We start from the raw sequence: 11,093 nt of genomic DNA, 5'->3' as shown, positions 1-11,093 counted from the left end.
CCTTCGCTGACCGGAATTCGGAGGCCCAGACATGACCCGCTCCCTTGGTATTGACTTTGGAACGTCCAACTCAGCCGCCGGCTTCATGCAGGACGGACAGCCACGCCTGATCACTTTCGACGGCGCGCCGACACTGCCTACCACGTTCTTTTTTGATTTCGACACTCGTCAAACGCTTTTGGGTGAACCTGCAAACCAGGCACTGCTGGAAGGTTTCGAAGGCCGTTTCATGCGAGCGCTCAAGCGGGTGCTCGGCACTACGCTCATGCACGAGAAGCGCCAGATATTGAACTCACGCGTGACGTTTGTTGAGATCATTGCCCGCTTCCTCAAACACATCAAAACACAGGCAGAGCGCCAAACCGGCCTGACATTCGACCGCGCTGTTGCCGGACGCCCGGTTGTTTTTCACGGCACAGGTGACCCACGCGAACAACAAGCCGAAGACGATTTGCGTACCTGCTATCTTGCCGCCGGTTTTTCCGAAGTCACCTTCGTTCCAGAACCCGAGGCAGCAGCAATTGCCGACGGAGCCCTGGTCGAATCCGATGGGCTCGGGTTGATCGTCGATATTGGAGGCGGCACCTCGGATTTTTCTCTGTTCCGGACATCTAGCGGATCGGTCGATATTCTCGCCAATCACGGCGTGCGCATCGGTGGCACTGACTTTGACCGTGCCCTGAGTTTTTCCGAAGTCATGCCATATCTTGGAAAAGGCTCGCTTCTGCGCGATCAGTTCGGTCCGGGGCGGTTCCCGGCACCGAATGCTATCTTCAATGACCTCGCCACTTGGGAGAAAATCCCTTTCCTGTACACGGCGCAAATCCGGCGCAAGGTGGCCGACATGGAAAAACAGGCGGTTGAACCGGAGAAACTCGGCCGCCTTGCAGACGTCCTGCGTGACGAATTGGGGCATGACATAGCCTTCGCTACAGAACGCGGCAAGATTGCCGCCAACGACTTGCTCAACGATCCTCGGATCGACCTCACACCTGTTGAAAGCGGACTGTCTGTCCCCCTGCCAACAGCAACACTTACGGAAATTCTTGCCCCGTTTGGCGAGGACCTGCGCCAAGGGGTTCAAGACACCTTGAAAATGGCAAACCTGAGCACCGGCCAGATTGACCGCGTAATTTACGTGGGCGGCTCAAGTATGCTCCACGTGGTTTCCGATGCGGTTAAATCCGTCACACCGGAGGCTGATCACAGTTTTTCGGAAGTTTTCACCGCGGTCACGGACGGGCTGGCTCGGGCGACAGATTTCACCTGACCTTAGGATCAAAAGGGAAAAAGGGGCCCATCTGGGCCCCTTTTCCAACACCGACGTAATACCGACGTTTTGCAGACGTTTTGCAGACCAGATTTTACACCTTCTGCTGGGTATATTTACGCAGCTCAGTACGAGCCACTTGGCGCCTATGCACCGCGTCCGGCCCATCCGCCAGTCGAAGGGTCCGTACTCCCGTCCAGGCAGCGGCAAGCGGTGTATCCTGACTGACACCCGTACCACCGTGCATCTGCACAGCCTCATCGATCACTTTGAGAGCTACATTAGGGGCTACCACCTTGATTTTACTGATCCAAGGCGCTGCCGCCCGCGGGTCACCCTGATCCATCATCCAGGCCGCTTTCAGACACAGCAATCGCGCCTGCTCGATCTCCATCCGACACTCTGCGATGATGTCATAGTTAGCCCCCAAGTGCGCCAACTGCTTACCAAATGCCTCGCGATCCAGCGACCGGCGGATCATCTGCGCCAACGCTGTTTCCGCTTGCCCGATTGCCCTCATACAGTGATGGATACGACCCGGCCCAAGCCGTCCCTGTGCAATTTCGAAGCCACGTCCTTCACCCAGCAGAATACTGTCGGCTGGCACCCGAACATTGGTAAAACGAATGTGCATGTGGCCGTGTGGCGCATCGTCTTGGCCATAGACCAACATCGGACGCAGAACTTCAATTCCTTCCGCGTCTGCGGGCACAACAATCATCGATTGACGCTTATGAACAGGCAGGTCATCCCCGCCAGTTTTGACCATGACGATATAGACTTTGCAGCGAGGATCGCCTGCGCCGGAAGACCAATACTTTTCGCCATTTAGCACGTATTCGTCTCCGTCTCGCACGCATTCCATAGAGATGTTGGTCGCGTCCGACGAAGCCACATCCGGCTCGGTCATCAGATAGGCTGAGCGGATATTGCCTTCGAGCAAGGGGGCCAGCCACTTCTCTTTCATATCCTCGGTGCCGTACCGCTCGAACACTTCCATGTTACCGGTATCGGGGGCCGAGCAGTTGAACACCTCTGCGCCCAGTGGGGTTTTGCCCATTTCCTCGGCAAAAAACGCGTATTCCACCGTCGTCAAACCGAAACCACGTTCGCTGTCCGTGAGCCAGAAGTTCCAGAGCCCGCGCTCCTTTGCTTTGGCTTTCAAGCCCTCAAGAATTTCGGTCTGGCGCTCTGTAAACTGCCAGCGATCCCCGGTCGCAACTTCTTTGTGGTACTCTTCTTCCAGAGGCATGACCTCGTTCTGGATCATGTCTCTAACCTGCTCGAGCAGGTTTTCCATCTCCGGACGGATGCCTAGAAACATCGTCTCTCTCCTCAAATTATCTGAAAAGACCTTGCCGTGCGTTGTCAGCACTTGTCCATTGGTCTGCGCCTAAAATGACGCTGGGTCCAATTGGTCGAAGGGATAAAGAAAGGCTGAAGAGAAAAGCGAAAATTTCCACAACAAATCTCGATTCAGGTCTTGCGCCCGAAAGCAAGCCACAGTAATTAGCCGCTCACCGTTGGGGTGTAGCCAAGTGGTAAGGCAACGGTTTTTGGTACCGCGTACCGTAGGTTCGAATCCTACCACCCCAGCCACTTTCTCTAGATCAGCACAACAAGACCTAGGCGCAAGTTTCTCTCGCTTGTTTTCGTCTAGTAGACCCCGACGTCCGCCATGTCCGCTCCGTTTAGAGGGGACACCAATATTTCGAGCGGTTTTCGGTCTCCGAAAAAGGATAAGTTGCTCGAAAGGCTCTTGGATCGCAATTGGACTGGTACCGAATTGCGCCTTCCAAGATAGACTTTGGATGTCGAGCCATTGTCAAAACGGATCTCCAGGTTGAAGCTTTGCTTGGACAGGTCAGACGTGGCGATTTCAATTCCTGCAATGGGTGATCCGTCGAGCGATCTGACCAAACTCGATCCTGATTCCATTGAAATCTCTACCGAATTCAGAGTCTCGCTTTCCTTGCGAAGCGCTCCAAGCAACTGACGCAAAAACGAATGTGAATTGAAACTCTCTGTGTATGGCAATTCCCAAATGACCAACTCATGATCGCGTCGGTCAAGCGCGCCAGATAAAATGTAAGCTTCAATCGCACCGATCGGCCCGCCACCGGAGACAGACATATTTTCGACGTCTGCGTCAAACGCACGAGACAATGCATCCGCAAATCTGTAGTGGTCCCGCTTGTCGCGGTTTGAAAAACTACTGCCCAGCAAGGCAATTTGGGCACCATTGGTTGTCTCATCCAATAGTCCGCCGCTGCGGGTGAGGTCGTATGTTTGTGCCGTTTCGGCTGGCAGGCTCTTTTCGCAAGCTGCAAGCACGATTTCTGTCAGCGATCCCTCCTCATCGATCGATCCAGACGCGGCCAAATCCTGCACATTGAACTGCCCGTCGTTTGGAAACATTTCTGGAGACACATCGTTTACGCTTTTTGCAAGCGCAATTGCGCTGACTGCAGCCCCTGTTGTTGTCCAGTGCGTGTCCCTTTGAAAGTAGAACTTTTCTCTGACAAGCGGTTCAGCCATGGCCGCGTTCAGCAAATTCGGCACGATGGCTCCGGCAACCTCCAATCCGTCAATTAGGTCATCAAACGACGCCCTAGCCGCGGACACGTCATACAAATTTCCACCCATGGCAGAATCGAGTTGCTCTTGTCCGGCAACAATGGGGCGCGGCGGCGCCACTACTATTGCCAACGGAACGTTGCGTTTTGTAAACTCGTCGACGATCGCAGTTACCAGTTTTTGCGATGTCGCCTTCATGTCATAGCGATCCTTCAACTGGTCACTGGTGAAGATCCAGCCGTTGGTCACGTCGCTGAAGATAGGAGCAACCTTAGCGTATTTCTTTGGCAGCGTTTCTTTGTGCAACAGACTCTCACAGTAAGGTTCCGACTGTGCGGTCGTGGCGGCAAGAATAATGGAAAGTAAGGGGAACAAGCGCTTCATTTGGCTACCTCTGACTGGAAAGAAAACGTTCGGGAATTTCCCAGACGACGACGGATGGCAGACTGGAGAGTTTTGATATTTCGTCCAAAAAAGTGTCCATCGGGACGAAAGGGCCTTGCCCCACACTGCTTGCGTTTAGAACGTCAGCCTGCAGAGCTTGCTTAAGGAAACCCTCAAAATGGAACTCTTGCTTGGCGGAAAAACTCGTGCCCACCAATGCAACAGGGATCGTAACCTCTTGGAAGAGGTCCCCCGCAGGTGTCACTGACGTCTCGAATGTTTTGATATATTCTCGTGGTGGACCTACACGAGCGCGAAACTGACCAGTTGGAACAAATGCTATGAGGTCGCCTTCAAAAAGTACGCTCCCGGTTTCAACGGTTGTAACGTTTGTGTGTGGAAAGTCGTAAATCGACACCACGGCAGCAATTTCCAAAGCTGCACGCCGCGCGCCTTCGGGGCTCCAATGTGTGTCGGTGCGTTTGAAACTGTCCGGAAAGCTGAGTGCATCACGTAAATCTACTCCGACTAGTCCAGCTGCTTTGATCGAAGAAAGCGCGCGATCGTATCTCGAAGCAAATTTTTCGGAGCGGCCGCGGGCCAAATGGTGCTCATGCATCCTCGCCTTATCTGGCACAATCACTGGGACGAGAGAGATGCCATATTTTGCCAAGATCTTTCCGACTCGAGCCAATTCCTCACGCAAGTCACGGGTTTCTCCAGGTTCAGAAAACTCTTCAGCGGTGAACAACCACCCGTCCTTGCTTGCCACGGCCCCTGTAGACATCTCCTGGAAAAGAGACCATTTGACAGCCGCCCAAAGCGCGACAGCCCCGTCGTTTGCGGGAACGGACCGCTCAAACCGGCTTTCATAGCCTCTTTGATAGGTGCCCTTTAGCCATCCATGGGTCGGGTCACCGGCATGTGTGTTCGAGATTGCGCCCAATGAAAATACTACCGTCAAGGCGACAATACAGAGCGTGCTAATTGTATCGGAATGGGACTGCATCCGGCTCGTCCTAAAATTGGAAGTAGAGGAAGGGGCTGTTTGTTCGCACTTGCAAGGCGACAAAACAAAGGATCGAGAGGGTCGCGAATTGCAGGGCTGGCGACGGCTCAAACCGTGGAAGATTCAGACGCGGCGCGATCGAGAGCACGACGCCCAGAAGAAGAAACAGAAGCTCCGAAGTGGTCGTGAGCGTGACCACCTCCAAACGCAAGGAGGCTCCGTTTGCTCCCAACATTCCGGCGTACATTGCGACTGCTTCGCCAAGTGTCTCTGCGCGAAAGACAACCCACCCAAGAAGGACGAACACCATAGTCAACGGCCAAGCGATGACTTTTGGCCAGGCAAAGCTGCGGTGTTTGGCAACCAAAGCCCTTTCAACAGCCATCAACCCACCATGCCAAATCCCCCAAATGACGAAAGTCCAGTTTGCTCCGTGCCAAATTCCACCAAGGACCATCGTCAAAAGAAGGTTTCGGTATGTCTTAAAGTTGCCAGATCGGTTGCCACCCAATGGAATGTAGAGATAGTCGCGCAACCAAGTAGACAAGCTAATGTGCCATCGGCGCCAGAACTCTGTAATCGAACTGCTGGTGTAGGGATTGGCAAAGTTTTCTGGGAAGCGGAAGCCGATCATCAAGCCAAGCCCGATAGCCATCGATGAATATCCGGAAAAATCAAAAAACAACTGTACCGAAAAGGCCAATGCGCCGAGCCAAGCCTCTGCCATGGACGGATCCGGTAGGGCAAACATCCTGTCTGCCAAGGGGGCAACGCCGTCGGCAACAAGCAGCTTCATCGCAAGTCCTTGAAGAAACCTGCGCAAACCGGCGGAAAACAGAAGAAGCGAGTGTTTTCTGTGCGCAAACTGATGCGCAAGGTCCTTGTAGCGTAGCACCGGGCCCGCAATCAGCTGCGGAAACAGTGTGGAAAATGCTAAAAAATCCGAAAGTTTTTTTGCTACCGGCGCATCGCCTCGAGCAACATCAACAATGTAGCTGATCGATTGAAACGCCAAAAACGAAAGACCAATGGGCAGGATGATTTCTGGCACCACCAAAGCATCCCCACCCAAGGCGGTGTTGAGGTTTCCAAGCAGGAAAGTCGTGTACTTGAACCAGAACAAGACGGCGAGATTGAAGCAGACGCCTACACGGACCGCCCAAATTTTGACTGCAGCATGTGTGGTACGAGATACGACGTGACCCGAGAGAAAGCTACCGCCCGCGATTGCATAAAGAACGAAAAGCGCATCTGCACGCCACCACGCGTAAAATAGTGTGGACGCCAACAAAATCAGCCAGTTCCTCGCCTTAGATGGAAGCACGTAGTAGGTGGCCAAAAAGGCTGGCAAAAACCCGAACACGAAGATGGGTGTCGAAAAGACCATTTGTCAGCCCTCGATGTTTGGACCAAACCGGTTTTCGATGAGTTCCGCTCCCTCCGGACGAGCCACAAACGTTATGTTTTGCCCCCGACGTAGCTGAACGTCAAAAACGCCAAGAACGGCATCCGACACAGAAAGGACAGAGAGCTTGGCTGAAACAGGATTGACTGATCGCCCGCCCGCTGCATTGGCCGCAGTGGCGCCAATGACATCGACTTTTTGATCAGTTAGTACCAAACGGACCGGGTTGTTCGTCAGGTTTAACAAAGTGACTAGGACTTTGGATTTGTCGGCACGTGGAGGTTCTTCCACGACCACTAAATGCCCCAATGCGTTTACTGCCGCAGTGTAAAATGCTCCGACACTCGCACCGTCCGTCAAAGCTACTGAAACAGGGTGAAAGGCATCACCGTCCAGACCAAGTGAACGTACGCCCAGAACCTCCGGTGCGGGATCGGTGTCGATCCATCTAATGAAGGCCGCATCGTCAGGTGGGGGCGCATCATACAGCTCGTTGTCGGCTGTTCGGCCGAGGGTTCCAACGCTCACAAAAGACAGAGCAATGAGTGGATAGAGTTTGAATTTGATCATTGTGGGACTCCTTCGCCAGAGTTTTAGCTACGAGGGAGCGTCAGTGGTGCACTCGAAAGAATAGTTAGGACGCGTGAAAGGTTATCAGGTTGAGCTTTTGAACGGCTACGCGAACCGCGACGAAGTTGCTGGAATGCGATGCCACAAGGGAGCGACCAGACTGCTGTCTAATCCACGATGTCTCAGCGAACGTGCCTATCGCATTAGACTTTTTGTGGAGTAGTCTCGTTGTGCATCCCTTAATCTTAGATGCCACTGACGCGAGACCTACAGGATCAAGAAGCTCTGAAAGAATGACCGAAACTTTGACATCAAACATAAAACACCGGCGAAGTCCAAGTGCCTGAGGTTTCAATTCAGCGGCTTCGCTTACTCGCCAGCGTTTTTGAAAAGGAGTACGGGCCTGCCGGCCCCTTACTGCGCGCGTGCGGCATCTCGACAGCAAAAATGTCTGACCCGACGAGCAGGATCGCCATTCGACAAGAAGCCGAGTTTGTCAAAAAAGCTTGTGAGATCTTGAACGATCCGCTTTTTGCAGCCAGGGCCGGACTGGACAACAGAGATGCCATTACTTTGGCGGCGTATGTCGCCAAGAGTTGTGAAACGCTTGAACAAGCAATCCAGTACGCATCTAAGTATTTGCGATTGTCAGATACAGACACACAATTGGAAGTCATCAAAAGAGATGGGCAACCCTTCTGTGTTTTGCGAAGCCGCAGTGGCACGACGGAGGCTGAACATCGACATCGTGAATTTTTGCTTTTTGCGTTACTCGCGCGCCTTCGCAGAATCTCAGGTGCCGCTTTTGCAGCAAAGGGTATGGCGTTCAAACATAACATCCGCGCTCATAGGGCCGGAATGGAAAAACTGGCCGGATGTCCGGTTTTGATCGACCAACCTGAGTCCGGTCTTATGTTGACGCAGTCGACTTTGAACCTTCCAATCTCAACTGCCGATCCGGAGCTTCGCGCCTTCCTATTGCAATATGGCGACAATGTTGCTGATAACCGTGCCAGCGCGAACCCGCCTCTTGCAGATCAAGTTGAAGCCGTTTTCCAACAAAGTCTCCCGGGACGATTGCCAACCGCGGAGCAAGTGGCACAACGTGTGGGCCTGAGCCGACGAAGCCTTACTCGCAAGCTTACATTGTCTGGGCGCCCATACCGTACAATTCGCGATGACGTCCGCCGCACTCTGGCGCAAACTTGGCTGCGTGACACACATACCTTAGCCGAGATTGCTTTCCTATTGGACTACGCAGATCAAGCGGCATTTACCACGGCATTCAAGCGCTGGACGGGTATGACCCCGAACGCCTATCGTTCCTCAGTCAGCGTCGAATAGCTTCTGAGTGTTGTTGCTAAGCAAGTCGGTGCGCGCGGTGCCTGCGTATTCTGGAAGAAAAATTCAACCAACAAACCCGGCAAACTGTACGTTTACCGGGCTTGAAGCAGAGGCCGGAACAGTCCGGCGTCAGGTTGGAAACTATCAGTTTCTGCGATCGTTCTGGCGGTTGTCGCGGTTGTTCTGCCGGTCGTCAACACGATCCTCAACATTGTTCTTATCGGACGCGCCGGCGATTGCGCCCACTGCCGCGCCAACCGCGGCGCCTTCAGCTGCGTCGCCGCCCGCGATCTCAGCAACAGCAGCTCCAGCTACCGCGCCTTTCACCGCCTTTTCCGCCACGTAGTCAGCATGTGCCGTCATAGGCAGCGCGAAAACAGACGCGGCAGTGATTGCGGAAAATAGAGCTGTTTTGAAAGTGTTTGTCATGGGGTCCAACCTTTTCTGACTTTGGCAACCACCTTGGCTGCCTTCTGATCCAAATTTGGATGCCCGCCTATTCAATTTATTTCAATTACTGGCCAGTATATTTTTATTTTAGGCCAAAGTCGGAGCAATTGACCAGTGGAGTTCGCTTCAGGAAAACCGACAGCTTGGGGGGTTAACCGACCAATAAAGAATAAGCGTTAGGAACATGGCTCCAGTAACACTTTCGGTCTCTCATGCCTGCCAAAGTAAAATCTCTTTTGCGCGTCCTTGTGCTTTTCGGTTTGATGACTGTGCAGGCCGTTTGCGCGCAGGCGGAGCGTGCTACATTTGACCTGCGCCAGACGGACTTCGCGGCCGGCTCCGTTGTGGATTTACAAGGCGAATGGCACTTCAAATGGGGTGAGTTTCTTCCTCCCGACCAAGCGTCGGAAGCGATTGATAGAAACGTGATGGTGCGGGTCGAAGTGCCATCTCGATGGGGCCACTACTCGTCCGAAATTGCTCAAAGCTCTGATAAACCGGGAAAGGCAACTTTCATCGCTCACCTTGCGTTGCCTGAAAACCTTGGAAAACCACTTGTATTGTTACTGCCTGAAGTCCGGGACGGATACCGACTTTTCTGGCAACCAGATGAACCGGACGGAAGTACTCGCCTGTTGGCCGAAGAGGGTTCTCTCAGCGCACCGCAGCAAGTCGCACAGAGGATGCTGACTCATCCCGCAGATATTAGTGGAAGCGGCTTTCTCGTGCTGCATGTGTTCAAAGAGACGGCGTCCCGTGGCGGCCTTAGAAAGGCGCCACAACTTTCAGCCGCGAAACCCAACAATACGCGAATTGGTCTCAAAACTCTGGAAACCGGCTTCGTCATTGGCGCAATGTTCCTGATCGTTTGGAACAATATGATGCTTTATTTGGGCCATGCTCGGGACAAGGCCGCATTGATCCTTGGACTTGGCACATTGGGTCTCATGCTGCGTACGCTGGCGACATCAAACGCAATCGAGATGGCTTTTGGTACTGAGTGGTACCAGTTCCGGTATCGCCTGGAGATTGCCCTGATGCCTCTATTGGCTTGGGCTGCAGCGGCGATCAACCAGAACCTCAGTGAAAACTTTTTGCCAAACTGGCTCATGAGGTCGATCGCAGCAGCCTCGATCGGTTTAGCCTGTCTAACGATGGTGGCAACGTTCTCAATATTGTCACCAATTGTGCCCATTGTGCAGGTTCATTTGCTGGGTGTATTTGGCATCTGTATTGTTCGTTTTGCAATCGGTTTGCTGAGACGCGAGCATAAGACAGGAAAGCTGGCTTTTGCGCTGTTCGCTTGTGCTGCCACTGGGGTGAACGACGTTGTCGTTGCGCTTTCCAACACTTACCAGATGCTTCTTGCCCCCTACTCCATTCTTATCTTGATGGCAGTTTACAGTCAGGCAATTTTCAAACGCGCTTCGGAATCTCTAGCTCGAAACGCGATACTCGAGGGCGAGAAGGAACAACTGGCAAAAGCTCACGAAGATGCTTTGTTTTGGGCAACTCATGACCACTTGACCGGCTTAATGAACAGGCAAGGCCTATCAAAGGCGCTAAAGGAAAGATGGGCAGACAGGCGCTCTCAAAACCAACCGGCATCACTGGTGCTCTTCGATGTCGACCATTTCAAGTCCGTCAATGACACCTTCGGGCACGATATAGGGGACAAGGTCTTGATCGGCCTCAGTAGACTGCTGAAAGAGGCAAACCTTCGCCGTGACGACCGCTTCGTGCGCTTTGGCGGAGAGGAGTTCCTTCTTTTTCTGCCCGACACCTCATTGGCCGAGGCCACCGTGATCGCGGAACGTTTGCGTCAAACGATCGCAAGTACGCCCATTCTCGGCAATCCAGACGAACTCAACCTGACGTGCAGCTTTGGAGTAGCCGAAACCCCTGATGCCGCGACGATGTCAGCGGACCGCCTTCTCAAACTGGCAGATGAAGCACTTTATGCTGCCAAACACGCCGGCAGAAACTGTGTAAGGGCGGCTGAGCGCTCCATAAAAATCGAACAGGCGGCGTAGCGAATACGCCGACTATCTGGGCAGGATCAAACGCTGCCCCGTCGGCTTTTG

General features: G+C 53.3%; 9 protein-coding genes and 1 tRNA gene. 4 read left to right on the top strand and 6 right to left on the bottom strand.

Features of this window, described 5'->3' with window-relative positions; genetic code table 11:
* Positions 1-31: 31 nt before the first annotated feature.
* The gene (locus tag BXY66_RS04260) at positions 32-1,270 is read left to right on the top strand and encodes an Hsp70 family protein (RefSeq protein WP_132858927.1); all 1,239 of its coding nucleotides are present in this window, start codon (positions 32-34) and stop codon (positions 1,268-1,270) included.
* Positions 1,271-1,364: 94 nt separating this feature from the next.
* Here BXY66_RS04260 and BXY66_RS04255 read toward each other — a convergent pair whose 3' ends face one another.
* A complete protein-coding gene (locus BXY66_RS04255; RefSeq protein WP_132858926.1) occupies positions 1,365-2,594 on the bottom strand; it encodes an acyl-CoA dehydrogenase family protein in 1,230 nt (409 codons plus the stop codon).
* 200 nt (positions 2,595-2,794) lie between these two features.
* Here BXY66_RS04255 and BXY66_RS04250 point away from each other — a divergent pair.
* Positions 2,795-2,869 (top strand) — tRNA-Gln (locus BXY66_RS04250).
* A gap of 57 nt (positions 2,870-2,926) precedes the next feature.
* Here the strand turns inward: BXY66_RS04250 and BXY66_RS04245 are convergent.
* From BXY66_RS04245 to BXY66_RS04230, 4 genes are read right to left on the bottom strand one after another with little or no spacing between them, the layout of a single operon-like run.
* Positions 2,927-4,231: an alginate O-acetyltransferase AlgX-related protein gene (locus BXY66_RS04245; protein WP_132858925.1), complete on the bottom strand. Its 1,305-nt coding sequence runs from the start codon at positions 4,229-4,231 to the stop codon at positions 2,927-2,929.
* Positions 4,232-4,235: 4 nt separating this feature from the next.
* Positions 4,236-5,240, bottom strand: coding sequence for an alginate O-acetyltransferase AlgX-related protein (locus BXY66_RS04240; protein WP_132858924.1), 1,005 nt, complete (start codon positions 5,238-5,240; stop codon positions 4,236-4,238).
* Positions 5,241-5,250: 10 nt separating this feature from the next.
* Complete coding sequence (locus BXY66_RS04235; RefSeq protein WP_132858923.1) at positions 5,251-6,627, bottom strand: MBOAT family O-acyltransferase; 1,377 nt, start codon at positions 6,625-6,627, stop codon at positions 5,251-5,253.
* A gap of 3 nt (positions 6,628-6,630) precedes the next feature.
* On the bottom strand, positions 6,631-7,215 hold the full coding sequence (locus BXY66_RS04230) for an alginate O-acetyltransferase AlgF (RefSeq protein WP_132858922.1): 585 nt from the start codon (positions 7,213-7,215) through the stop codon (positions 6,631-6,633).
* Positions 7,216-7,554: 339 nt separating this feature from the next.
* Between BXY66_RS04230 and BXY66_RS04225 the strand changes: the two genes are divergently transcribed.
* Positions 7,555-8,559 carry an AraC family transcriptional regulator gene (locus BXY66_RS04225; protein ID WP_165929099.1) on the top strand — a complete coding sequence of 335 codons (1,005 nt, stop codon included), beginning with the start codon at positions 7,555-7,557 and terminating at the stop codon, positions 8,557-8,559.
* A gap of 144 nt (positions 8,560-8,703) precedes the next feature.
* Here the strand turns inward: BXY66_RS04225 and BXY66_RS04220 are convergent, their stop codons facing one another.
* A complete protein-coding gene (locus tag BXY66_RS04220; protein ID WP_132858920.1) occupies positions 8,704-8,988 on the bottom strand; it encodes a glycine zipper domain-containing protein in 285 nt (94 codons plus the stop codon).
* 233 nt (positions 8,989-9,221) lie between these two features.
* Here BXY66_RS04220 and BXY66_RS04215 point away from each other — a divergent pair, with 233 nt between their 5' ends.
* Entirely contained in the window at positions 9,222-11,042 is a 1,821-nt protein-coding gene (locus tag BXY66_RS04215) for a GGDEF domain-containing protein (protein WP_132858919.1), read from the top strand.
* Positions 11,043-11,093: the final 51 nt, after the last annotated feature.

Source organism: Shimia isoporae (assembly GCF_004346865.1).
In the GTDB taxonomy this organism is placed as follows: domain Bacteria; phylum Pseudomonadota; class Alphaproteobacteria; order Rhodobacterales; family Rhodobacteraceae; genus Shimia; species Shimia isoporae.
Note: the sequence above shows the minus strand (reverse complement) of the source record. Positions and strands in the feature narration are given on the sequence as shown.

Excerpts from the sequence above, each read along its gene's own strand:
- BXY66_RS04240 (WP_132858924.1), bottom strand. The coding sequence starts at position 5,240 with ATGCAGTCCCATTCCGATACAATTAGCACGCTCTGTATTGTCGCCTTG.
- BXY66_RS04260 (WP_132858927.1), top strand. The coding sequence starts at position 32 with ATGACCCGCTCCCTTGGTATTGACTTTGGAACGTCCAACTCAGCCGCC.
- BXY66_RS04215 (WP_132858919.1), top strand. The coding sequence starts at position 9,222 with ATGCCTGCCAAAGTAAAATCTCTTTTGCGCGTCCTTGTGCTTTTCGGT.
- BXY66_RS04245 (WP_132858925.1), bottom strand. The coding sequence starts at position 4,231 with ATGAAGCGCTTGTTCCCCTTACTTTCCATTATTCTTGCCGCCACGACC.
- BXY66_RS04255 (WP_132858926.1), bottom strand. The coding sequence starts at position 2,594 with ATGTTTCTAGGCATCCGTCCGGAGATGGAAAACCTGCTCGAGCAGGTT.
- BXY66_RS04235 (WP_132858923.1), bottom strand. The coding sequence starts at position 6,627 with ATGGTCTTTTCGACACCCATCTTCGTGTTCGGGTTTTTGCCAGCCTTT.
- BXY66_RS04230 (WP_132858922.1), bottom strand. The coding sequence starts at position 7,215 with ATGATCAAATTCAAACTCTATCCACTCATTGCTCTGTCTTTTGTGAGC.
- BXY66_RS04220 (WP_132858920.1), bottom strand. The coding sequence starts at position 8,988 with ATGACAAACACTTTCAAAACAGCTCTATTTTCCGCAATCACTGCCGCG.